The sequence below is a fragment of the Pseudomonas sp. RL_105y_Pfl2_101 genome (genome assembly GCF_963970585.1).
In the GTDB taxonomy this organism is placed as follows: domain Bacteria; phylum Pseudomonadota; class Gammaproteobacteria; order Pseudomonadales; family Pseudomonadaceae; genus Aquipseudomonas.
The window spans coordinates 273,747-297,477 of the sequence record NZ_CAXAPG010000002.1 but is presented as its reverse complement, the minus strand read 5'-3'; the positions used below and the strand labels follow the sequence as shown (position 1 = coordinate 297,477).

Annotated in this window: 21 protein-coding genes and 1 pseudogene; 11 read left to right on the top strand and 11 right to left on the bottom strand. The window is 60.6% G+C overall.

Features of this window, described 5'->3' with window-relative positions:
* Window positions 1-61: 61 nt before the first annotated feature.
* Both AACY31_RS04080 and dapE read right to left on the bottom strand, forming a co-directional pair.
* On the bottom strand, window positions 62-871 hold the full coding sequence (locus tag AACY31_RS04080; RefSeq protein WP_339476309.1) for a putative RNA methyltransferase: 810 nt from the start codon (window positions 869-871) through the stop codon (window positions 62-64).
* Window positions 871-2,022 (bottom strand): succinyl-diaminopimelate desuccinylase, encoded by a 1,152-nt coding sequence (gene dapE / locus AACY31_RS04075; protein WP_339476306.1) that lies wholly within the window; start codon window positions 2,020-2,022, stop codon window positions 871-873. Before dapE ends, AACY31_RS04080 begins: the two co-directional genes overlap by 1 nt.
* Before the next feature lie 306 nt (window positions 2,023-2,328).
* On the opposite strand from dapE, the gene tcdA reads away from it, so the two are divergent.
* Window positions 2,329-3,147 (top strand): tRNA cyclic N6-threonylcarbamoyladenosine(37) synthase TcdA, encoded by an 819-nt coding sequence (gene tcdA / locus AACY31_RS04070; protein WP_339476305.1) that lies wholly within the window; start codon window positions 2,329-2,331, stop codon window positions 3,145-3,147.
* Window positions 3,148-3,336: 189 nt separating this feature from the next.
* Here the strand turns inward: tcdA and AACY31_RS04065 are convergent, their stop codons facing one another.
* The 9 genes and pseudogenes from AACY31_RS04065 to map all read right to left on the bottom strand — a co-directional run bounded on the left by AACY31_RS04065 (window position 3,337) and on the right by map (window position 12,594).
* Complete coding sequence (locus tag AACY31_RS04065) at window positions 3,337-3,741, bottom strand: SufE family protein (protein ID WP_339476303.1); 405 nt, start codon at window positions 3,739-3,741, stop codon at window positions 3,337-3,339.
* Window positions 3,738-4,943 (bottom strand): cysteine desulfurase, encoded by a 1,206-nt coding sequence (locus tag AACY31_RS04060; RefSeq protein ID WP_339476301.1) that lies wholly within the window; start codon window positions 4,941-4,943, stop codon window positions 3,738-3,740. The genes AACY31_RS04065 and AACY31_RS04060 overlap by 4 nt, the downstream gene beginning before the upstream one ends.
* A 175-nt stretch (window positions 4,944-5,118) precedes the next feature.
* Window positions 5,119-6,153 (bottom strand): 2,3,4,5-tetrahydropyridine-2,6-dicarboxylate N-succinyltransferase, encoded by a 1,035-nt coding sequence (dapD, locus tag AACY31_RS04055; protein ID WP_339476299.1) that lies wholly within the window; start codon window positions 6,151-6,153, stop codon window positions 5,119-5,121.
* Window positions 6,154-6,185: 32 nt separating this feature from the next.
* Window positions 6,186-6,548, bottom strand: a complete 363-nt coding sequence (locus tag AACY31_RS04050; RefSeq protein WP_046065315.1) for an ArsC family reductase — start codon at window positions 6,546-6,548, stop codon at window positions 6,186-6,188.
* Window positions 6,549-6,922: 374 nt separating this feature from the next.
* Entirely contained in the window at window positions 6,923-7,225 is a 303-nt protein-coding gene (locus tag AACY31_RS04045; protein WP_339476298.1) for a Fis family transcriptional regulator, read from the bottom strand.
* 10 nt (window positions 7,226-7,235) lie between these two features.
* Window positions 7,236-7,501: pseudogene (locus AACY31_RS04040) on the bottom strand (type II toxin-antitoxin system RelE/ParE family toxin).
* A 240-nt stretch (window positions 7,502-7,741) separates the two neighbouring features.
* On the bottom strand, window positions 7,742-8,941 hold the full coding sequence (gene dapC / locus AACY31_RS04035; RefSeq protein ID WP_339476297.1) for a succinyldiaminopimelate transaminase: 1,200 nt from the start codon (window positions 8,939-8,941) through the stop codon (window positions 7,742-7,744).
* 123 nt (window positions 8,942-9,064) lie between these two features.
* On the bottom strand, window positions 9,065-11,767 hold the full coding sequence (locus AACY31_RS04030; protein WP_339476294.1) for a [protein-PII] uridylyltransferase: 2,703 nt from the start codon (window positions 11,765-11,767) through the stop codon (window positions 9,065-9,067).
* A gap of 44 nt (window positions 11,768-11,811) precedes the next feature.
* Complete coding sequence (gene map / locus AACY31_RS04025) at window positions 11,812-12,594, bottom strand: type I methionyl aminopeptidase (protein ID WP_339476292.1); 783 nt, start codon at window positions 12,592-12,594, stop codon at window positions 11,812-11,814.
* Window positions 12,595-13,090: 496 nt separating this feature from the next.
* On the opposite strand from map, the gene rpsB reads away from it, so the two are divergent.
* From rpsB to AACY31_RS03975, 10 genes are all read left to right on the top strand, one after another.
* Window positions 13,091-13,834 carry a 30S ribosomal protein S2 gene (gene rpsB, locus AACY31_RS04020; protein WP_339476291.1) on the top strand — a complete coding sequence of 248 codons (744 nt, stop codon included), beginning with the start codon at window positions 13,091-13,093 and terminating at the stop codon, window positions 13,832-13,834.
* 194 nt (window positions 13,835-14,028) lie between these two features.
* Entirely contained in the window at window positions 14,029-14,895 is an 867-nt protein-coding gene (gene tsf / locus AACY31_RS04015; RefSeq protein ID WP_339503891.1) for a translation elongation factor Ts, read from the top strand.
* A 369-nt stretch (window positions 14,896-15,264) separates the two neighbouring features.
* Window positions 15,265-16,008, top strand: coding sequence for a UMP kinase (pyrH, locus tag AACY31_RS04010; RefSeq protein ID WP_186705496.1), 744 nt, complete (start codon window positions 15,265-15,267; stop codon window positions 16,006-16,008).
* Window positions 16,005-16,562 carry a ribosome recycling factor gene (gene frr / locus AACY31_RS04005; protein ID WP_339476287.1) on the top strand — a complete coding sequence of 186 codons (558 nt, stop codon included), beginning with the start codon at window positions 16,005-16,007 and terminating at the stop codon, window positions 16,560-16,562. Before pyrH ends, frr begins: the two co-directional genes overlap by 4 nt.
* A gap of 13 nt (window positions 16,563-16,575) precedes the next feature.
* Complete coding sequence (gene uppS, locus AACY31_RS04000) at window positions 16,576-17,331, top strand: polyprenyl diphosphate synthase (RefSeq protein WP_339476285.1); 756 nt, start codon at window positions 16,576-16,578, stop codon at window positions 17,329-17,331.
* On the top strand, window positions 17,331-18,137 hold the full coding sequence (locus AACY31_RS03995) for a phosphatidate cytidylyltransferase (RefSeq protein WP_339476283.1): 807 nt from the start codon (window positions 17,331-17,333) through the stop codon (window positions 18,135-18,137). Before uppS ends, AACY31_RS03995 begins: the two co-directional genes overlap by 1 nt.
* Window positions 18,134-19,324 (top strand): 1-deoxy-D-xylulose-5-phosphate reductoisomerase, encoded by a 1,191-nt coding sequence (gene ispC, locus AACY31_RS03990; protein ID WP_339503889.1) that lies wholly within the window; start codon window positions 18,134-18,136, stop codon window positions 19,322-19,324. The genes AACY31_RS03995 and ispC overlap by 4 nt, the downstream gene beginning before the upstream one ends.
* 52 nt (window positions 19,325-19,376) lie before the next feature.
* Window positions 19,377-20,729: an RIP metalloprotease RseP gene (rseP, locus tag AACY31_RS03985; protein ID WP_339476277.1), complete on the top strand. Its 1,353-nt coding sequence runs from the start codon at window positions 19,377-19,379 to the stop codon at window positions 20,727-20,729.
* 74 nt (window positions 20,730-20,803) lie between these two features.
* Window positions 20,804-23,179: an outer membrane protein assembly factor BamA gene (bamA, locus tag AACY31_RS03980; RefSeq protein WP_339476275.1), complete on the top strand. Its 2,376-nt coding sequence runs from the start codon at window positions 20,804-20,806 to the stop codon at window positions 23,177-23,179.
* A 45-nt stretch (window positions 23,180-23,224) separates the two neighbouring features.
* A complete protein-coding gene (locus tag AACY31_RS03975; RefSeq protein WP_339476273.1) occupies window positions 23,225-23,728 on the top strand; it encodes an OmpH family outer membrane protein in 504 nt (167 codons plus the stop codon).
* Window positions 23,729-23,731 lie beyond the last annotated feature (3 nt).

Here is a 23,731-nt window from a genome sequence, read left to right as displayed (position 1 = left end):
AAAAATCCATTCGCGGATTTAACTGGCCCCGAACGGTTGCCCGGGGCCCGGAATCAAAGGGTTATTGAAGAACGAAATAATCGTAGCGCATCGATACCGTGACCTGGAACGGTTCGGCCTGCTCGATCACGCTGGCGCGGCGTTCGGCGCTGGCGCGCCAGCCATGGGGTGTCATGGCCAGCAGGTTGGCGCGGTCCTGGCCACTGTCGAGGGTCAGTTTGAATTCGAGGGTTTCGCTGTGATCCAGCATCATGCCTGGCGGCACCAGGGCCAGGTGCTTGTCGTCGGTGTACTCGCGCACTTCGTCGTACAGGCGCTCGCGCAATTCCATCAGATGGCCGGCGGTGGGGCCGACTTTCATCAGGCCGCCGCCGGAGCTGAGCAGGCGTTTGGCTTCCTGCCAGTCCAGCGGGCTGAACACGCTGGCCAGAAACTGGCAGCAGCCGTCCGCCAGCGGCACTCGGGCCATGCTGGCGATCAACCAGGTCAGCTGCGGGTTGCGTTTGCAGGCACGCTTGACCGCCTCGCGGGAAATGTCCAGGGCGTAGCCATCGGCATGGGGCAATGACTCGGCGATCTGCGCGGTGTAATAGCCCTCGCCACAGCCGATGTCCAGCCAGCGCCCGGGCGCGCGTTCGACGGCAAGTTCGGCCAGGCGCCGGGCGACCGGGGCGTAATGCCCGGCGTTGAGAAAGTCGCGCCGGGCTTCGACCATCGCCTGGTTGTCGCCGGGGTCGCGGCTGTTCTTGTGTTGCACCGGCAGCAGGTTCAGGTAACCCTGCCGCGCGCGGTCGAACCGGTGGCCGGCCGGGCACGCCACGCCGTTGTCCACCGCGTTCAGCGGTTCACTGCAGATCGGGCAGGCGAGCATCAGGCGAGCAACTTGATCAGAGTCTTGTAGTAGATCTCGGTCAGCACATCGAGATCAGCGGCCAGCACGCGTTCGTTGACCTGGTGGATGGTCGCGTTGACTGGCCCCAATTCCACCACTTGCGTGCCCATGGTGGCGATGAAGCGACCGTCGGACGTGCCGCCGCTGGTGGACGCTTGGGTCTCGCGCCCGGTGACGTCCTTGATGCTCGACGATACGGCGTCGAGCAGCGCACCCGGTTCGGTGAGGAACGGCAGGCCGGACAGCGCCCAGTCGATGTGCCAATCCAGTTGATGCTTGTCGAGGATATCGGTGACGCGTTGCTGCAGGCCTTCGACGGTGGATTCGGTGGAAAAGCGGAAGTTGAACACCGCCACCAGGTCACCGGGGATCACGTTGGTCGCGCCGGTGCCGGAGTTGAGGTTGGAGATCTGGAAACTGGTCGGCGGGAAGAAGTCGTTGCCATGGTCCCAATGTTCGGCGGCCAATTCTGCCAAGGCAGGCGCGGCCAGGTGGATCGGGTTCTTCGCCAGGTGTGGATAAGCCACGTGGCCTTGCTTGCCGCGCACGGTCAACTTCGCGCCGAGGGAGCCGCGCCGGCCGTTCTTGACTACATCACCCACCAACGTGGTGCTCGACGGCTCGCCGACGATGCACCAGTCCAGTCGTTCCTGGCGGGCCTTGAGGCGCTCGATCACGGCTTTGGTGCCGTGGTGGGCCGGGCCTTCTTCGTCACTGGTGATCAGGAATGTCAGCGAGCCCTTGTGGTCCGGGTAGTCGGCGACGAATCGCTCGGCCGCCACGACCATCGCTGCCAGGCTGCCCTTCATGTCCGCCGCGCCACGACCGCAGAGCATGCCCTGTTCGTCGATGACCGCATCGAACGGGTCGAGCTGCCAGGCCTGCACCGGACCGGTCGGCACCACATCGGTATGTCCGGCGAAGCACAACACTGGACCGTCATGCTTGCCATGGCTGGCCCAGAAGTTATCCACGTCCTCGATGCGCATCGGCTCGAGCGTAAAGCCCGCGTTGCCCAGGCGCTGCATCATCAGTTTCTGGCAATCGGCATCCAGCGGCGTCACGGACGGACGGCGGATCAGGTCGCAGGCGAGTTGCAGGGTCGGCGAGAGGTCGGCGTGGGCCGTCATGAAAAACTCCGAAAGCATGGAATAAAGGCGCGGATTTGTGGGAGCGGGCTTGCTCGCGAAGACAGTGTGTCAGTCGATATCTTCATTGGCTGACACACCGCTTTCGCGAGCAAGCCTGCTCCCACAAGTCCTGAGGTTGGCCGCTGAAGTGTATTTGACCAAGGCTCGCAAAATGGCGGTTATCTTATAGCAAAACGACCACCATGGGCCCTGGTGCTGGTCAGTTGGAACACAAAACCTGTGGGAGAGAGGTTTTGCTTAAATTGCCACGGCAAAGCCCTATAATGCGCGCCGGTTTTTGGGGTAATGGTCATGAGTACAGAAGATCCACGGTTTGCCGGTATCGCCCGTTTGTATGGCATCGAAGGCCTGGAGCGCCTGCGGGCGGCCCATGTGGCGATTGTCGGCGTTGGCGGTGTCGGTTCCTGGGCGGCGGAAGCCATCGCCCGTTGCGGTGTGGCCGAGATCTCGCTGTTCGACCTGGACGATGTTTGCGTCAGTAACGCCAACCGTCAGTTACATGCCCTGGACACCACCGTCGGCAAACCCAAGGTCGACGTGATGGCCGAGCGGCTGCGTGGGATCAACCCCGACTGCACCGTGCACGCAGTGGCCGACTTCGTCACCCGCGACACCATGGCCGAATACATCACGCCGAACATCGACTGCGTGATCGACTGCATCGACAGCGTCAATGCCAAGGCTGCGCTGATCGCCTGGTGCAAGCGCCGCAAAATCCAGATCATCACCACGGGCGGCGCAGGCGGGCAGATCGACCCGACGCTGATCCAGGTCTGTGACTTGAACCGTACGTTCAACGATCCGCTGGCCTCCAAGGTGCGCTCCACCTTGCGCCGCGACTACGGCTTCTCCCGCACCGTGACCCGCCATTACAGCGTGCCTTGCGTGTTCTCCACCGAACAACTGCGCTACCCGAAACCGGACGGCAGCATTTGTTTGCAGAAGAGTTTTGTTGGCGACGGCGTCAAGCTCGACTGTGCCGGAGGGTTCGGCGCGGTGATGATGGTGACGGCGACGTTCGGCATGGTTGCGGCGACCAAGGCTGTGGATAAGATCGTGGCGGGGGTGCGGCGGCCGGCTGACCGGACCAAGCCCGGAGAGTGATCGCTCTTGTGGTGAGGAAGCTTGCTCCCACTGGGTTCTGTAGGCGCTGCCGAAGGCTGCGATCTTTTGATTTTGATCTTTCGCTTGCGATTCAATTGTCTGGGACAAGGTCGCAGCCTCGTTGCACTCGACAGCTCCTACACAGCTCCTACGGGCGCAGTCCAGCGGGAGCAAGTTCCCTCGCCACAATCATTGCGTCAATTCGCGCATCCGCTGGAGGACCGCATTCAATCCATTGCTACGCGACGGCGACAATTGCCGCGACAATCCCAACTGATTGAACCAGTCAGGCAAGTCCACCTGTTGTAGCTCAACGGCGGACAGCCCATTGACCCGCGCCAACAGCAACGCCACCAGCCCACGGATCAACCGCGCATCGCTGCTGGCGCAAAACTGCCAGTGCCCATCGTGCAACTGACCCACCAGCCACACCTGACTTTCACAACCGTGGACCAGGTTGGCCTCGCACTTGTCCTCGTCGCTCAGCGCCGGCAAACGTTCACCCCATTGCATCAGCAGTCGGGCGCGTTGCTCCCAACCTGACGCGTCCTGGAAAATCTGCAGCGCGGTGGCGGCCTCGGCAGGCAGGTTCATCGCAGCATCTCCAACGCCTGGTCCAGGGCCTCGAAGAAGCGTTCGATGTCGGCGGAGTCGTTGTACAGCGCCAGCGACACTCGGATCGCCCCGGACAGCTGCAAATGCTTGAACAACGGCATCGCGCAGTGATGCCCAGCGCGCACGGCGATGCCTTGCTCGGTCAGCAGGTGTGCCAGGTCGGCGTTGTGAATGCCTTCGACCACGAAGCTGACCAAGGCCACGCGCGGGTTGCCCACCAGGCGAACGCCGTTGCGGGCCAGCAGGCCATGGAGCAGGTAGTCATGCAGCGCCGCCTCATGCTCGATGACCGCCAGCGGGTCGAGGTCGGACAGGTAATCCAGGGTCGCCCCCAGGCCGATCACGCTGGCAATCGGCGGCGTGCCCGCTTCGAAACCCAGCGGCGCCGGGCGGAAGCTGGCGCTGTGGTAATCAGCCTGTTGCACCATTTCGCCGCCGAACTGCCAATGACGCAGGTTGCCGAGGGCTTCGGTTCGGCCAAACAGTACGCCCAGCCCATCGGGGCCATAGAGTTTATGGCTGGAAAACACATAAAAGTCGCAGCCCAGCGCCTCCACGTCGTGGCGGCCATGAACCACGCCTTGGGCGCCGTCGATCACCGTCAGCGCGCCTTGGGCCTTGGCCAGTGCCAGCAGCGCCGGCACCGGCTGCCAGGCCCCCAGCACATTGGATAACTGGCTCACCGCCAGCAAGCGCGTACGCGGGCCGATCAGTTCGGCGGCGGCGCCAGGGTCGATAACCCCGTCGGCATCCAGTGGCAACACCACCAGTGTCAACGAACGGCGCTTGGCCAGTTGCTGCCACGGCAGCAGGTTGGCGTGGTGTTCCAGGGCGCTGATGACGATCTCGTCGCCCGGGTTGAATAGATGTTCCAGCCCGTAGGCCAGCAGATTCAGCGCCGAAGTGGCGCCGTGGGTGAAGACGACTTGCCCGCAGTTTTCGGCATTGAGCCATTGCGAGACCTTGAGGCGGCTGTCCTCGAACGCCTGGGTGGCATGAGCACCCGGCAAATGCTGCGCTCGGTGCACGTTGGCCGCGCCATTGGCGTAGTAATGCGCCAGGGCGTCCAACAGGGCTTGGGGTTTTTGCGTGGTGGCGGCGCTGTCCAGGTAGGTCTGGCCTTGCCGTTGCAGGGCGGCGATGGCCGGGAAATCGGCGCGCCAAGGGGATGGAATCAACATGCTTTCGGGCCCTGCTGGAATGACGCCGGACCTTGTCGGAGCGGGCTTTATGTGGGAGCCGAGCTTGCTCGCGATGAACGATGACGCGGTCTTGCAGTAAAACCGTGTCGCTGCCATCGCGAGCAAGCTCGACTCCCCCAAAAAAGGCTCGCTCCCACAGGTGAGGGTGTGAAGCTTAGTTGTGGGCGTGCAGTGCTTCGTTCAGCTCGATGGCCGATTTATGGGTCTTGCATTCCACCGCGCCGGTCTCGGAATTACGGCGGAACAACAGGTCGGGCTGGTCGGCCAGCTCGCGGGCCTTGACCACTTTGACCAGTTGGTTGTTTTCGTCCAGCAGGGCGACTTTGGTGCCGGCGGTCACGTACAGGCCCGACTCCACGGTGTTGCGGTCGCCCAGCGGGATACCGATGCCGGCGTTGGCGCCGATCAGGCAGCCTTCGCCCACCTTGATCACGATGTTACCGCCGCCCGACAGGGTGCCCATGGTCGAGCAACCGCCGCCCAGGTCCGAGCCCTTGCCGACGAATACGCCCGCCGAAACACGGCCTTCGATCATGCCCGGGCCTTCGGTGCCGGCGTTGAAGTTGACGAAACCTTCGTGCATCACGGTGGTGCCTTCGCCCACATAGGCGCCCAGGCGGATCCTCGCGGCATCGGCGATACGTACGCCAGCCGGGACCACGTAGTCGGTCATTTTCGGGAACTTGTCCACCGCGAACACTTCCAGCAGTTCGCCACGCAGGCGGGCTTCGAGCTGGTGTTCGGCCAGTTCGCTCAAATCGATCGCGCCCTGGCTGGTCCAGGCCACGTTCGGCAGCAGAGGGAAGATGCCGGCCAGGTTCAGGCCATGAGGCTTGACCAGGCGATGGGACAGCAGGTGCAGCTTGAGGTAAGCCTCAGGCGTGGAACTCAGTTGGGTATCTTCGGCCAGCAGCGTGGCGACCAGTGGCTTGTGGCTTTCGGCCAGGCGGGTCAGCAGCGCGGCTTGCGCGGCATCGACACCCTTGAGGGCTTCTGCCAGTTGCGAGGCCTGGGCGGTGGTGAAGGTGATGGCTTGGTTGCCGTCGCTGTAGCCGAGAATCGGTGCGATGGCTGCGACGATGTCCGCCGACGGTTTGAGCTGCGGCTGTGCGTAGAACACCTCCAGCCAGGCGCCTTCACGGTTTTGAGTGCCGACACCAAAGGCCAGGCTGAACAGGGTAGTGGACATGAAATTACCTCTACAAAATGGACTGGGCAGGCTTACTTGATCTCTGCCGCATAAATATCTGGCTTGAAGCCAATCAGGGTTCGGTCACCGAGATCGAGCACCGGGCGCTTGATCATCGAGGGTTGGGCGAGCATCAGTTCGATGGCTTTCGGCTGGTCGAGATCGGCTTTGCGTTCGTCGTCGAGTTTGCGAAAGGTCGTACCGGCACGGTTCAACACCACTTGCCAGCCATGCTCGTTGCACCATTGGGTCAGGTGCTCACGGTCGATGCCGGCAGTCTTGTAGTCATGAAAGTCGTAGTGCACAGCGTGATCATCGAGCCAGGTCCGCGCCTTTTTCATCGTGTCGCAGGCTTTGATGCCGAAAAGGTGCAACGTTTTGCTTGAATCGGTCAAGGAATTGCCCCCTTTGCAGGTGCTGAAAATAAAAGGTGAAGGATTATGCCATGACCGGACGGTTTCGCGACGGCCCAGGTTGATGCGTTGCAAAACCCGTGGGAGCGACATAGGCGGTTGCTTTGAGCTCCTGCAACCGCCCAGTGTTTTCTATCAACTGCTCATGGCTGCAAGCCGCCTGCTAGTACATACCATGTTGCCCATCACCGTGAGGAGTCTTATGGGACCGTAATAGCGAGAACCGCCAAATTTCCCACTATGCCGAGAACCGCCCACGCAAATGCTACCAGCGCCTTGAATACCTTCCATGGGAGCAAAGCTTGCTCGCGATAAATCGAAAGGCAAATACAAAAATCCCCTCGCCACAACAACGCTTATGCGTGAGCCTCTTCCTGCTCGGGCACCAACCGTACTTCCACCCTTTGACCCAACGCACGCGCTGCGCTGGCAAGTGTTGCCAGCGTCATTCCCGCATCGTTCTGGTCTAGTGCGCGATCAACAGCAGTGCGACGGGTGTGCATCCGCTGTGCCAAGGCTTTTTTGGTCACTTTCTGAAGCTTCATTGCTTCGGCAATCTGCCAGGCAATAACGCGTTTGAGCGCAGCTGCGCAAACCTCTTCGGCGATACCTTGCTCGGCGAGGAAGTCGTCAAAATCAGATCCGATGTGCTTGTTCATGTGCTGTGCCTCATAGTCTTGCTTTGCGCTGCTTGGCGGTTGCCATGTCGGTGGTTGGCGTTTTTGACTTTTCTTTATGAAAGCGTGGAGTAGAACCATGTCCGAGCCCACCACAGTGAAGAGAACGCGGGCGATGGTATCTGCGAGGTCAATCCTGACCTCCCATAACCCAGTGTCCAGCTTGCGAGCCACCGGCATACCTATAGGCCAACCAATCTGAACGGTTTTGATGTCAGTCCCGATCATCCGTCTATGCTCGCGAGGCAGGTCAGTCAGCTATTCGCGAACGGGCTCATTCCCGGCGTCTGTGCGGAAGAAACGTACGTTCAGTATGGGGGCAATATCAACCATGAACGGAGTGTACCGAAATAGGTGCATTGCGCAGCCCAGGTATTACTGAGGATTTGTACGGGGGACAGGTGGTTGGTACGGATGCTGCTGTTGGGGCCGCTGCGCAGCCCAGCGGGAGCAAGCTCCCTCGCCACAGCAGCGGTCCGCCTCAGTGCGGTACAGTCATCAACCCCGACGCTGGATGAACGCGCGGATTCGCTCCGCCGCTTCCACGCATTCGGCCAGCGGCGCAACCAGGGCCATGCGCACGCGCCCGGCGCCTGGGTTGACGCCATCCACGTCGCGGGACAGGTACGAGCCCGGTACGACCGTCACGTGTTCTTGTTCGAACAGGTCCCTGCAGAACGCCGCATCATCGCCCGCTACGTTCGGCCACAGGTAGAAGCTGCCATCGGGGCGTTGCACGTCCAGCACCGGGCTGAGAATCTCCAGCACGGCATCGAATTTCTCCCGGTACAGCGCGCGGTTGGCGTGTACGTGCACTTCGTCGTTCCACGCGGCAATGCTCGCCAGTTGGGTCTGAACCGGCATCGCGCAGCCGTGGTAGGTGCGGTACAGCAGGAAACCCTTGAGGATGTCCGCGTCGCCGGCGACGAAGCCGGAGCGCAAGCCTGGCAGGTTGGAGCGTTTGGACAGGCTGTGGAACACCACGCAGCGCTTGAAATCCTTGCGGCCGAGTTCGACGCAGGCGCTGAGCAGCCCCGGCGGCGGGGTTTGTTCGTCGAAGTACAGTTCGCTGTAGCACTCGTCCGCGGCGATCACGAAGTCATATTCGTCAGCCAGGGCGATGAGTTTCTTCAGTTCGTCCACCGGGATCAGTGCGCCGGTCGGGTTGCCTGGGGAGCACAGGAACAGGATCTGGCAGCGTTTCCAGATGTCCGGCGATACGGCATCGAAATTCGGATTGAAGCCGTTCGCGTCCAGGCACGGCAGGTAGTGCGGCTTGGCCCCGGCCAGCAACGCTGCGCCTTCGTAAATCTGATAGAACGGGTTCGGGCTGACCACGAGGGCGTCGTCGCCACGGTTGACCACGGTCTGGGTGAAGGCGAACAGGGCTTCGCGGGTGCCGTTGACCGGCAGCACATGACGCGCCGGGTCCAGCCAGTCGTTCGGTACGTTGAAACGACGTTCGCACCACCCGGTGATGGCTTCACGCAACTCCGGGATACCGAGGGTGGTCGGGTACACGGCCATCTTTTCCAGATTGCTGGCCAGCGCTTGGGCTACGAAGCTTGGCGAGCGATGCTTGGGTTCGCCGATGGACAGGGCGATCGGGCGTTTGTCCGGATTGGGCGTGACGCTGCCCAGCAAGGCGCGGAGCTTTTCGAACGGGTAGGGCTGCAACTGGTTCAGAGCGTTGTTCATCGAGGGCCTCTTTCAATGTGGGAGCGAGCCTGCTCGCGATAGCGGTGTGTCAGGAAACATCAATGCTGGATGTTCCGCCGCCATCGCGAGCAGGCTCGCTCCCACAGGGGGAAATGTGTTCGTTCAGATGCTGATGCGTGTCAGGTGAGTATCGGGTTCCTGGTTGACGCTCAAATGCCGCACGATCGCTTCCTGTAGCCGGCTGCACAGTTGTGGATCGGACAGCGGCTGCTTATGTGCGTCGGTGATGAAAAACACGTCTTCTACCCGTTCGCCGAGGGTGGCGATCTTGGCGTTTTGCAGCGACAGGTCGAACTCCAGGAAAATATGGCCGATCCGCGCCAGCAGGCCCGGGCGGTCCGGTGCGCTGAGTTCCAGCACGGTGACCTGGCGCTGGGCGTCGTTGTGGATCGTCACCTGGGGCGCGAAGGCGAAATGCTTGAGCTGGCGCGGCACCCGGCGCTGGATGATGGTCGGGTAGTCCGCCGGGTTGCGTAGGGCTTCGGTGAGGCCGTCGCGAATCTGCTTGACCCGCGCCGGGTTGTCGCCAATCGAGTCGCCGTCGGTGTCGAGCACGATGTAGGTGTCGAGGGTGAACTGGCTGCTGGAGGTAATGACCCGGGCGTCATGGATGTTGAGGTTGAGCTGGTCCATCGCCGCCACAGTCACGGCGAAGAAGTCGTGCTGGTCCGGCGCGTAAATGAAAATCTGCGTCCCCCCCTCGAACTCGCGCTGGGTGGTCTCCTTGATCAGTACCAGCGGCCCGCCATCGGCCGGTTGCTGCAGGATCGCGTCGCTGTGCCAGGCCACGTCGCCGGCGGTGTGGCGCAGGAAATAGTCATCGCCCAATTGCGACCAGAGTTGCTCGACGTCGTCCGGGTCGGTGCCACCGCGTACCAGGATGTCCAGGGCGGCACTTTGGGTGCGACGGATCTGCTCTTCGCGATCCACCGGGTTTTCCAGGCCGCGACGCAACGCACGCTTGGTCTCGGTGTAGAGCTGGCGCAGCAGGCTGGCGCGCCAGGAGTTCCACAGGGTCGGGTTGGTGGCGTTGATGTCGGCCACGGTCAGCACGTAGAGGTAATCCAGGCGTGTTTCATCGCCGACAATCTGGGCGAAGTCGTGGATAACCTGCGGGTCGGACAAGTCCTTGCGCTGGGCGGTGGTCGACATCACCAGGTGGTTCTGCACCAGCCAGACGACCAGCCGGCTGTCCCACAGAGGCAGTTTATGGCGTTGGCAGAATGCCTCGGCATCCACCGCACCAATCTCGGAATGGTCGCCCTGGCGGCCCTTGCCGATGTCGTGGTACAGCCCGGCCATGTAGATCAGCTCGGGCTTGGGCAGCTTGGCCATGAGCTTGCTGGCCAGCGGGAATTTCTCCGACACCTGGGTGTACTGCAACTTACGCAGGTGCTTGATCAGGTTCAGGGTGTGGGCATCGACCGTATAGATGTGGAACAGGTCGTGCTGCATCTGTCCGACGATGAAGCCGAACTCTGGCAGATAACGCCCGAGGATCCCGTAGCGGTTCATGCGTCGCAGGTTGCGGTGCACGCCGATCTTGCACTTGAACAACTCGATGAACAGGCTGGTGTTGCGGATGTCGTGGCGGAAATCTTCATCGATCAGGTGACGGTTTTCCCGCAACAGGCGAATGGTGTCGGCGCGCACACCTTTGATCTCCGGCTGCTGGGCCATGAGCACGAAGATTTCCAGCATGGCGAAGGGGGTTCGGCGGAACACATAGTCGTTGCGCGCCTCGATGTAGCCGTCGTGCAGTTGGAAACGTGAGTTGATCGGCTGCGACGGTTCTTCGTCGTCGGGGGCGAGGATGACTTCCTCGAAGTGCTGGATGATCAGTTCGCTGAGCTGGGAAATGCTCATCACCACGCGGTAGTACTGCTGCATGAAGTTTTCGATGGATTGCTTGGCATCCTGCCCCTCGAAACCCAACAGGCTGGCGATGGAACGCTGGTGGTCGAACAGCAGGCGGTCCTCGGAGCGCCCGGCCAGCATGTGCAGGGCGTAGCGGACCTTCCACAAAAACTCCTGGGACGAAGCCAGCAAGGCGTTTTCGCTTTCCACCAGGAAACCTTCACCGGCCAGGGCGCGCAGGTTCAGCGTGCCGTACTGGCGGCGGGCGACCCAGAGGAGGGTCTGGATGTCCCGCAGTCCGCCGGGCGAGCCCTTGATGTTGGGCTCCAGGTTGTATTCGGTGTCGTTGTACTTGTGGTGGCGGGCCTTTTGCTCTGCGCGCTTGGCCAGGAAAAAGTCCTTGCTGGGCCACATGTGTGCCGTGCTGGTGACATCGAGCATGCGCTGGCGCAGGTGCTCGGGGCCGGCGATGGTCCGGCTTTCCATCAGGTTGGTGATCACCGTCAGGTCGGCGCGGGCCTCATCGGCGCATTCCTGCACCGAACGCACGCTTTGGCCGACTTCCAGGCCGATGTCCCACAGCAGTGTCAGGAACCGTTCGATGGAGTCGCGGAAAACCTCATGATCGGCGCTGTCCAACAGGATCAGCAGATCGATGTCGGAGTAGGGGTGCAGCTCGCCGCGTCCATAACCGCCCACCGCTACCAGGGCGATGTCGGCATCTTCGCTCCAGTCGAACTGCTCCCAGGCCTTTTGCAGGATGTTATCGACGAACCAGGCGCGGTCCTCGATCAGTCGTCGAATGTCCCGGCCATTGCGAAAGCGCTGGTCGAGCACTTCGTGGGCCTGGCGGATCGCCTTCTTGAACGCCGAGATGGGGCTCGCCTTCAGGGCCCGTTCAGCCTGGAACTGGCCGCGATCGAAGAGTTCGGGATCCACCTGCGGCATTGAATGACTTTCCTTTCTCTCTATATCTATAGGCTGGGTTCGGATCAGGCGGAAACGCGAGGGATGGTGTCATCGCCGCGCAGGGTGAAAATCTCGTATCCGGTCTCGGTGACCAGCAAGGTGTGTTCCCACTGGGCCGACAGCTTGCGGTCCTTGGTGATGGCGGTCCAGCCGTCGCCCAGTACCTTGGTGTCGGCGCGGCCCTGGTTGATCATCGGCTCGATGGTGAAGGTCATGCCCGCCTGCAGTTCCATGCCCGTGCCGGCACGGCCGTAGTGCAGGATCTGCGGCTCTTCGTGGAACACCTTGCCGATGCCATGGCCGCAGAACTCGCGCACTACCGAGAAGCCGTTTTTCTGCGCGTGCTTCTGGATCACTTCGCCGATGTCTCCCAGGCGGCAGCCCGGTTTCACCAGTTCGATGGCCATGTACATGCATTCCTGGGTGACCTTCGACAGGCGCTCGGCCCATTCCGGCACGTTGCCGACATGGAACATGCGGCTGGTGTCGCCGTGAAAGCCGTCCTTGATGACGGTGACGTCGATGTTCAGGGTGTCGCCATCCTTCAACGGTTTTTCGTTGGGGATGCCGTGGCAGACCACGTGGTTGATCGAGGTGCAGATCGACTTCGGGAAGCCTTTGTAGTTGAGCGGGGCCGGGATGGCTTTCTGCTCGTTGACGATGTAGTCGTGGCAGATGCGGTCCAGCTCTTCGGTGGTCACGCCAGGCTTGACGTGGTCGGCGATCATCTCCAGCACATCGGCGGCGAGTTTGCCGGCGACACGCATTTTTGCGATGTCCTCGGGAGTCTTGAGGGTAACGGTCATACAGGCTCTCTCTGCGCCCGACGGCGCTGTTCAAAGCGAAATGGGCGGCGGATGATGATTCACGTGGCCCTGTAAAGAGCCGATTCTAACAGACGATCGGCACAAAGAGCTCCCCAGCCCGAACTCTGTGGCAAGGGGAACCCCGCTGGCGCCCGCCCGTACCCGTAGGAGCTGTCGAGTGCAACGAGGCTGCGATCTTTCCCCAGGCGCTTGAGTCTCAAGCGAAAGAGCAAAAGATCACAGGCTTCGCCAGCTCCTACAAAGCCCAGCGGGGCGGTGCGACGCTTCGCTAAGTTCCTTGCCACAGAGGATTTCAGAATCCGTATTCCGTTTTCGCCCTTGCTGTGGTATAAAATGCGCCGCTTTCCGGGGATGACCCCGTAAGCTTAAATCCACACACGTGTCGACACGATGACCTGGGTGCCTTTGGCTTATTTAGCCGCTGGTTGGTCATTGGGATACGTGGAGGCCAAACCCGACTTATCAAGGAACTATCATGTCCCAAGTCAATATGCGCGATATGCTGAAGGCCGGTGTGCACTTCGGTCACCAGACCCGTTACTGGAACCCGAAAATGGGTAAGTACATTTTCGGCGCGCGTAACAAGATTCACATCATCAACCTTGAAAAAACCCTGCCGATGTTCAACGAAGCACTGACCTTCGTAGAGCGCCTGGCCCAGGGCAAAAACAAGATTCTGTTCGTCGGCACCAAGCGTTCCGCTGGCAAGATCGTTGCTGAAGAAGCAGCACGTTGCGGTTCGCCGTACGTCGATCACCGCTGGTTGGGCGGCATGCTGACCAACTTCAAGACCATTCGCGCTTCCATCAAGCGTCTGCGTGACCTTGAAGTCCAGTCCGAAGACGGTACTTTCGCCAAGCTGACCAAGAAAGAAGCGCTGATGCGCACTCGCGATCTTGAGAAGCTGGACCGCTCCCTGGGTGGTATCAAGGACATGGGCGGCTTGCCTGACGCACTGTTCGTGATCGACGTTGACCACGAGCGCATCGCGATCACCGAAGCCAACAAGCTGGGTATCCCGGTCATCGGTGTTGTTGACACCAACAGCAGCCCGGAAGGCGTTGACTACATCATCCCAGGCAACGATGACGCCATCCGCGCCATCCAGCTGTACATGGGTTCGATGGCTGACGCTGTTATTCGTGGTCGCAACAACGTGAATGGCGGCACCGAAGTCTTCGTTGAAGAAGCTCAGGCACCGGCAGCAGCGGCTGAGTAATTGACGCCCTGGCGTTGACTCAGTAAGCAAAAAGGGGGCTTGGCCCCCTTTTTGCCACCTCGGAAACCATTTGCCGCCAGCGCAGTGACTTGTTTGTAACCTGCAGCGGCCTATAAGCAGTGGTTTTCCAGGAAGAATTGATCGCCCGTTCGATCGGGTGGAATGGTTGAAAACCTATCCAAGAGGATTTTGAAATGGCAGAGATTACTGCAGCGTTGGTCAAAGAACTGCGCGAGCGCACCGGCGAAGGCATGATGGACTGCAAGAAAGCCTTGACCAAGGCTGGCGGCGACATCGAAAAAGCCATTGATGACATGCGTGCTTCGGGCGCCATCAAGGCTGCCAAGAAGGCGGGCAACGTCGCCGCTGAAGGCGCCATCGCCATCAAGGACGACGGCAAGGCTGCCGTTCTGCTGGAAGTTAACTCCCAGACCGACTTCCTGGCTCTGCAGGATGACTTCAAGGCATTCGTCGCTGCCAGCGTCGAAAAAGCCTTCGCTGACAAACTGACCGACGCAGCTCCGCTGATCGAGTCTCAGGAAGAAGCGCGCCTGGTCCTGGTTGGCAAGACCGGCGAGAACGTCAACATCCGCCGTCTGGTTCGCGTTGAAGGTGGCGTGGTCGGTACCTACCTGCACGGCAACAAGATCGGTGTTGCAGTTGTCCTGAAGGGCGGCGATACCGAGCTGGCGAAAGACATCGCCATGCACGTGGCTGCAACCAACCCTGAGTTCCTGCTGCCTACGGACGTTTCGGCTGAAGCGATCGAGCGCGAGAAGGGCGTTTTCCTGCAGCTGAACGAAGAGAAGCTCAAAGGCAAGCCTGCTGAAATCGCAGAAAAAATGGTCAGCGGCCGTATCTCCAAGTTCCTGGCCGAAGCCAGCCTGGTTGAGCAGGCTTTCGTCAAGAACCCGGAAGTCAAAGTTGGCGACCTGGCGAAGAAAGCCGGTGCTGAAATCGTTTCCTTCACCTACTTCAAAGTGGGCGACGGCATCGAGAAGCCGGTTGACGACTTCGCTGCTGAAGTTGCTGCCCAGGTAGCTGCTGCCAGCAAGCAATAAGACGGTTTTTACAACTGTCGCCCTGAAGAGGCTGCCCGCTTAACGCGCGCAGCCTCTTTTTGGATGGGGATGCCGATTTTGATTGGTTTCCTGTCGGAACTGGCTTACAAAGCCGTGTTCCGATGGCGCTGTGTCAGCGTCAGGCTAGGCTTTGAACGAAAAGTCGCCGAGCGGCGATCAGGCAAGGCGAAAACAGGCAAGGAACGGCCGGGGTCGCGTTCGACTTGACGGTTGTCAATGAGCATTCCGAGCCTGTTTTGAACGTAGCATGATCGTCGTACAGACACTTTTCGTTCAAAGCCTAGAGTAGAGGCAGGCTGCAAACAGCCTGCAAAAATTTTCGAAAATACGCCGCAGGAGAGATTCGCAATGGCTCAGCAGGGCAGTGGTTATCAGGCTCGCTATAAACGCATTCTACTCAAGCTTAGCGGCGAGGCCCTGATGGGCTCGGAAGAGTTCGGGATCGATCCTAAAGTGCTGGATCGCATGGCCCTGGAAGTCGGTCAGCTGGTCGGGATTGGCGTTCAGGTCGGCCTGGTCATCGGCGGCGGCAACCTGTTCCGCGGCGCAGCGCTGAGCGCGGCCGGCATGGATCGGGTCACGGGCGACCACATGGGCATGCTGGCCACTGTGATGAACGCCCTGGCTATGCGTGACGCGCTGGAGCGTGCCAATATCTCGGCCATCGTGATGTCGGCCATTTCCATGGTAGGCGTAACCGATCACTACGACCGTCGCAAAGCCATGCGCCACCTCAACTCCAAGGAAGTGGTGATTTTTGCTGCCGGTACCGGTAATCCGTTCTTTACCACGGACTCGGCAGCCTGCCTGCGAGCGATCGAGATCGATGCCGATGTCGTGCTCAAGGCAACCAAGGTCGATGGCGTGTACACCGCTGACCCGTTCAAGGACCCGCATGCCGAGAAGTTCGATCATCTGACCTACGATGAAGTGCTGGATCGCAAGCTGGGTGTCATGGACCTGACGGCCATCTGCCTGTGCCGTGACCACAAGATGCCGCTACGTGTCTTTAATATGAACAAGCCCGGCGCCCTGCTGAATATCGTGCATGGCGGCGCCGAAGGAACACTGATCGAGGAAGCGCAACAATGATCGACGACATCAAGAAAGACGCCCAGGCGCGCATGCAAAAATCCCTTGAATCGCTGAATCACGCATTCGGCCAGATTCGTACCGGTAAGGCTCACCCCAGCATCCTGGGCAGTGTAATGGTGCCTTACTACGGCGCCGATACGCCTTTGAGCGGTGTCGCCAATGTCACGGTCAAGGATTCGCGCACCCTGCAGGTTGTAGCCTTTGAGCGCAACATGCTGGCGGCGGTCGACAAGGCGATCCAGAGCGCCGGGCTGAACCTCAATCCGACCAACCTGGGCGAGTTGTTGCTGATCTCCATGCCGGCCCTCACCGAGGAAACGCGCAAGGGCTTCACCAAGCAGGCGCGCAGCGCCGCCGAAGACGCTCGGGTGGCCGTGCGCAACATTCGTCGCGACGCCTTGGGTGAGCTGAAGAAGCTGGTCAAGGACAAGGAAATCAGCGAAGACGAGGAACGTCGCGCCGCCGTCGATATCCAGAAGCTGACCGACAAGGCAGAGGCTGATATCGACTCGGCCACCAAGCAAAAAGAAGCGGACCTGATGGCCGTTTAAGGGTCTCGTTTTCATGGAAAAGACCAAGCAGGCCGTGCCGTTCGCGGTGCCGCGCCACGTGGCGATCATCATGGACGGCAACAACCGTTGGGCCAAGAAACGCTTTATGCCTGGCGTCGCCGGGCATAAGGCGGGGGTCGATGCGGTTCGTGCGGTCATTGAAGTGTGCGCCGAAGCCGGGGTCGAGGTGCTGACCCTGTTCGCCTTCTCCAGCGAGAACTGGCAGCGTCCGGCCGATGAAGTCAGTGCCTTGATGGACCTGTTCCTCAAGGCGCTGCGTCGCGAGGCCAAGCGCCTCAACGAGAACAAAATCAGCCTGCGGATCATCGGTGATCGCTCGCGCTTCCATCCTGAATTGCAGGCTGCGATGCGCGAAGCCGAGGCCGCGACGACGGGCGCCGATCGGTTTGTCCTGCAGATCGCTGCCAACTATGGTGGTCAGTGGGACATTGCCCAGGCTGCCCAGCGGCTGGCGCGGGAAGTCCAGGCCGGGCACTTGCGCCCGGAAGACATCACGCCGGAACTGCTGCAGACCTGCCTGGCGACCGGTGACCTGCCGTTGCCGGACCTGTGCATCCGTACCGGTGGTGAACATCGCATCAGCAACTTCCTGCTCTGGCAGTTGGCTTATGCCGAGTTGTACTTCTCCGACCTGTTCTGGCCGGACTTCAAACACGAAGCCATGCGCACCGCACTGGCCGATTTCGCTTCCCGTCAGCGTCGCTTCGGTAAAACGAGCGAGCAGATCGAAGCTGGAGCCCGGGTTTAATGCTTAAACAACGAATCATCACTGCCTTGATCCTGTTGCCCATCGCCCTGGGTGGTTTCTTCCTGCTTGAAGGCGCCAGTTTTGCGCTGTTCATCGGGTTGGTCGTGACCTTGGGGGCATGGGAGTGGGCGCGGCTGGCGGGTTTCCCCGCGCAGTCGGCGCGCGTGGCCTACGCAGCAGCCGTGGCGGCCATGCTGTTCATCATGTACGTGGTACCCAGTCTCGCGCCTTGGGTGTTGGGTGTCGCGGTGCTGTGGTGGGCGACAGCGACCTACCTGGTCCTGACCTATCCGCAGACGACGCATCATTGGGCCAATGCGGCGACCAAGCTGGTGATCGGCTTATTGATCCTGCTGCCGGCCTGGCAGGGGCTGATCTGGATCAAGCAAGGCCCGCTGGGCAACTGGCAGATCATGGCCGTGATGGTGCTGGTCTGGGGTGCCGACGTCGGGGCCTACTTCTCCGGTCGGGCTTTCGGCAAGCGCAAGCTCGCGCCGAAGGTCAGTCCAGGCAAGAGCTGGGAAGGGGTCTATGGTGGCCTGGTCTTGAGCCTGGTGGTCACCACGGTGGTCGGTTTCGTGCGGGACTGGACGGTTGCGCAACTGCTGATGGGCCTTGTTGGCGCCGCCTTGATCGTATCTGTGTCCGTGGTCGGCGACCTGACCGAAAGTATGTTCAAGCGTCAATCGGGGATAAAGGACAGCAGTAACCTGCTGCCCGGTCACGGTGGCGTGCTGGATCGCATCGACAGCCTTACCGCTGCAATTCCTATCTTTGCCGTGCTGTTGTGGATGGCGGCGTCGTGAGTCGCCCCCAGCAGATCACGGTCCTTGGCGCGACCGGTTCGATCGGTCTGAGTACGCTTGACGTCATCGGCCGGCACCCGGCGCGTTACCAGGTGTTCGCCCTCAGTGGCTTCACGCGCATGAGTGAATTGCTGGCGTTGTGCATACGCCACACGCCGCGGTTTGCCGTGGTGCCTGAGGCCGCTGTGGCGCGGACGCTGCAGGACGATCTGTGCGCGGCCGGCCTGCAAACTCGCGTGCTGGTGGGGGAGGAGGGCCTCTGCCAAGTCGCTTCCGACCCCGAGGTCGATGCCGTGATGGCGGCAATTGTCGGTGCGGCGGGCTTGCGTCCGACGCTGGCGGCGGTTGAAGCCGGCAAGAAGATCCTGCTGGCCAACAAGGAGGCGTTGGTGATGTCCGGCGCGTTGTTCATGCAGGCTGTGCGCAAGAGCGGTTCGGTATTGCTGCCCATCGACAGCGAGCACAATGCGATTTTTCAATGCATGCCGCAGGATTTTTCCCGTGGCCTCGGCTCGGTGGGCGTCCGGCGGATTTTGCTGACAGCCTCCGGTGGTCCGTTCCGGCAGACGCCGCTGGAAGAATTGGTGCATGTTTCACCCGAGCAGGCTTGTGCGCACCCGAACTGGTCCATGGGGCGCAAGATTTCCGTGGATTCGGCCAGCATGATGAACAAGGGCTTGGAACTGATCGAGGCCTGCTGGCTGTTCGATGCCAAGCCGTCCCAGGTCGAGGTAGTGATTCATCCCCAGAGCGTGATTCACTCCCTGGTGGACTATGTCGACGGTTCGGTGCTGGCCCAGTTGGGCAATCCGGACATGCGTACCCCGATCGCCAATGCCTTGGCCTGGCCGGAGCGCATCGATTCGGGTGTTGCCCCGCTGGACCTGTTCGCCATCGCTCGCCTGGATTTCCAGGCGCCCGATGAGCAGCGTTTTCCCTGCCTGCGCCTGGCGCGCCAGGCGGCCGAGGTGGGCAATAGCGCACCGGCCATGCTTAACGCCGCCAATGAAGTGGCGGTTGCAGCGTTTCTCGATGGACGTGTTCGTTACCTCGAGATCGCGAGTATCATCGAGGAAGTCTTGAATCTCGAGGCCGTGGTTTCGGTCAATGACCTCGATGCGGTATTTACGGCGGATGCCAGGGCTCGTGAATTGGCGGGCCAATGGCTGCGGCGCCACGGGCGTTGAAGCTGCGATACGTTAGCCAGGGTTGCCCTGGACAGGATTGCGGAGAAAACAGATGAGCGCGCTCTATATGATTGTCGGCACCCTGATTGCCTTGGGGGTGTTGGTCACATTTCACGAATTCGGTCATTTCTGGGTCGCGCGGCGCTGTGGCGTCAAGGTCTTGCGTTTTTCCGTGGGCTTTGGCATGCCCTTGCTGCGCTGGCACGACAAGAAAGGCACCGAGTTCGTCGTAGCGGCCATCCCGTTGGGCGGCTACGTCAAGATGCTTGATGAGCGCGAAGGCGAAGTCCCGGCCGATCAGCTCGATCAATCCTTTAATCGCAAGACCGTCCGTCAGCGTATCGCCATCGTTGCGGCGGGGCCGATTGCCAACTTCCTGCTGGCGATGGTGTTTTTCTGGGGCCTGGCCATGCTGGGCAGCGAGCAGGTGCGTCCGGTCATCGGTGCGGTGGAGGTGGGTAGCATTGCCGCCCGTGCCGGCCTGGGTGTCGGGCAGGAAATCGTCGCTATCGATGGGGAGCCCACGTCGGGCTGGTCCGCGGTTAATCTGCAACTGGTGCGTCGCCTGGGTGAGAGTGGTTCGTTGCAATTGATGGTGCGCGAGCAGGGCTCTACGGTGGATTCGCCTCGCGAGCTGACCTTGGACAACTGGCTCAAGGGCGCCGATGAGCCGGATCCGATCCGGTCTCTGGGGATCCAGCCATGGCGTCCAGCGATGCCGCCGATACTCGCCGAACTCGATCCGAAAGGCCCGGCCCAGGCTGCTGGCCTGAAGACCGGTGATCGGTTGCTGGCGCTCGACGGCCAGCCGGTCGGCGACTGGCAGCAGGTGGTGGATTCGGTTCGCGTACGTCCTGATAGCAAGATTGTGCTGCGTATCGAGCGCGACGGTGCTCCAATCGATGTCTCAGTGACCCTGGCCACCCGTGGCGAGAGCAAGACGCCGACTGGTTACCTGGGGGCGGGCGTCAAGGCGGTCGACTGGCCGCCGGAAATGATCCGCGAGGTCAGTTTCGGCCCTGTGGCGGCGATTGGCGAGGGGGCGCGTCGTACCTGGACCATGAGTGTCCTGACGTTGGACTCGCTCAAGAAAATGTTGTTCGGCGAGCTCTCGGTAAAAAACTTGAGTGGACCGATAACCATTGCTAAAGTGGCGGGCGCTTCTGCCCAGTCGGGCGTCGCTGATTTCCTGAATTTCCTCGCTTATCTGAGCATTAGCCTGGGGGTTCTGAATTTGCTGCCCATCCCGGTACTGGATGGGGGGCATCTGCTGTTTTATCTGATCGAGTGGGCGCGTGGTCGTCCCTTGTCGGATCGGGTGCAGGGTTGGGGGATACAGATCGGTATCAGCTTGGTGGTCGGGGTCATGTTGCTTGCCCTCGTCAACGATCTGGGTCGTCTGTAACGCTTCGCTGAATTGCGAATCTGCCGCATTTTGCGGCAGTTTGTTTATTGCCAGTTGGAATAAGAAAGGACTTCATGAAACGTCTGCTGCTAACTGCGGTTCTCACCGTATTGATGATCGCCGAAGTTCACGCCGAGTCCTTCACTATCTCTGATATTCGCGTCAATGGCCTCCAGCGGGTCTCCGCGGGTAGCGTCTTTGGTGCCTTGCCGTTGAACGTCGGCGAGCAGGCGGATGATCGGCGCCTGGTGGAATCCACGCGTGCGCTGTTCAAGACCGGCTTCTTTCAAGATATCCAACTGGGTCGTGACGGCAATGTCCTGGTCATCACCGTTGTCGAGCGCCCGTCGGTCGCCAGTATCGAGATCGAAGGCAACAAGGCGATCTCCACCGAAGACCTGATGAAGGGCCTCAAGCAATCCGGCCTGGCCGAAGGCGAGATCTTCCAGCGTGCCACCCTCGAAGGTGTACGTAACGAGCTGCAACGCCAGTACGTTGCCCAGGGCCGCTACTCGGCCACCGTCGACACCGAAGTGGTGCCGCAGCCGCGTAACCGCGTCGGCCTGAAGGTCAATATCAACGAAGGCACCGTGGCGGCCATCCAGCACATCAACGTGGTGGGCAACACGGTTTTCCCTGACGAAGACCTGATCGACCTGTTCGAGCTCAAGACCAGCAACTGGCTGTCGTTCTTCAAGAACGACGACAAGTACGCCCGTGAAAAGCTCTCCGGTGACCTGGAGCGCCTGCGTTCCTACTACCTGGACCGCGGCTATATCAACATGGACATCGCTTCGACCCAGGTGTCCATCACCCCGGACAAGAAGCACGTCTACATCACCGTCAACATCAACGAAGGCGAGAAGTACACCGTTCGTGACGTCAAGCTCAGCGGTGACCTGAAGGTACCTGAAGACCAGGTCAAGTCGCTGCTGCTGGTGCAGAAGGGCCAGGTGTTCTCGCGCAAGCTGATGACCACCACGTCCGAGCTGATCACCCGTCGCCTGGGTAACGAGGGCTACACCTTCGCCAACGTCAACGGCGTGCCACAGCCGCACGATGACGACCATACCGTCGACATCACCTTCGCCGTGGACCCGGGCAAGCGTGCCTACGTCAACCGTATCAACTTCCGTGGCAACACTAAGTCCGAGGACGAAGTGCTGCGCCGTGAGATGCGCCAGATGGAAGGTGGCTGGGCGTCGACCTACCTGATCGACCAGTCCAAGACCCGCCTGGAGCGCCTGGGCTTCTTCAAGGAAGTCAACGTCGAGACACCGGCTGTACCGGGCGTCGATGACCAGGTCGATGTGAACTACAGCGTCGAAGAGCAGGCTTCCGGCTCGATCACCGCCAGTGTCGGTTTCGCCCAGAGCGCCGGCCTGATCCTCGGTGGCTCGATCACCCAGAACAACTTCCTGGGAACCGGTAACAAGGTCAGCGTCGGCTTGACCCGCAGCGAATACCAGACCCGCTACAACTTCGGCTTCGTGGACCCCTACTGGACCGCGGACGGTGTGAGCCTGGGCTACAACGCCTTCTACCGCACCACCGACTATGACGAACTGGACTCTGATATCTCCAGCTATGCGGTGGACAGTTTCGGTGTGGGCGCCAACGTGGGCTACCCGATCAGCGAGACTTCGCGCTTGACCTTCGGCCTCACTGCCCAGCAGGACAAGATCAACACCGGCCGCTACACCGTCGATGAGATTTTTGACTTCGTTAATAAGGAAGGCGACAACTACCTGAACTTCAAGGCGTCTGCCGGTTGGTCCGAGTCGACCCTGAACAAGGGCGTGCTGGCGACCCGTGGTCATTCCCAGAGCCTGGTTCTGGAAGCGACTACGCCTGGCAGCGACCTGTCGTTCTTCAAGCTCGACTATCGTGGCCAACTGTTCCAGCCGTTGACCGACAACTACACCATGCGCCTGCATACCGAGCTGGGGTACGGTGACGGTTACGGTTCGACCGACGGCCTGCCGTTCTACGAGAACTACTACGCCGGTGGTTTCAACTCGGTGCGTGGCTTCAAGGACAGTACCTTGGGTCCGCGCAGTTCGCCTAGCCAGGGTACCAACCCAGGGACTATTAAAGACCCGGACCAGGATCCACTACCATTCGGTGGCAACGTCCTTATTCAGGGCGGTGCCGAGATCCTGTTCCCGTTGCCGTTCGTCAAGGATCAACGCTCTTTGCGCACCTCGGTATTCTGGGACGTGGGTAACGTTTTCGACTCCAGTTGCAACAACACCACCAACGCCAACGGCAGCAAGTCCAATACAAAGTGCAACGACATCAGTCTGAGCAACCTGGCCAGTTCCGTCGGTGTGGGTGTGACCTGGGTCACCGCGCTGGGTCCCTTGAGCTTTGCATTGGCGATGCCGATCAAGAAACCGGATGACGCTGAAACCCAAGTGTTCCAATTCTCCCTCGGCCAGACGTTCTAAGCGTCTGACCCAAGATAACGACAACGGATTTTGTAGGAGTGCATCGTGCGTAAGTTGACTCAATTGGTTCTCCTGGCAACCGTACTGGTCGCCGGTCCGGCTTTTGCCGACATGAAGATCGCCGTTCTGAATTATCAGATGGCCCTGCTGGAATCCGACGCGGCGAAGAAATACGCCGTGGATGCGGAGAAGAAATTCGGCCCGCAACTGACCAAGCTTAAAGGCCTGGAAAGCAGCGCCAAGGGCATTCAGGATCGTCTGGTAGCCGGTGGCGACAAGATGGCCCAGGGCGAGCGCGAGCGTCTGGAGCTTGAATTCAAGCAAAAGGCTCGTGACTTCCAGTTCCAGTCCAAGGAGCTGAACGAAGCGAAAGCTGTTGCCGACCGCGAAATGCTCAAGCAACTCAAGCCGAAACTCGACAGCGCCGTGGAAGCGGTCATCAAGAAAGGTGGTTTTGACCTGGTGTTCGAGCGTGGTGCAGTAATCGATGTCAAGCCTCAATACGACATCACGCGCCAAGTAATCGAGCGCATGAATCAGCTGAAGTAATCC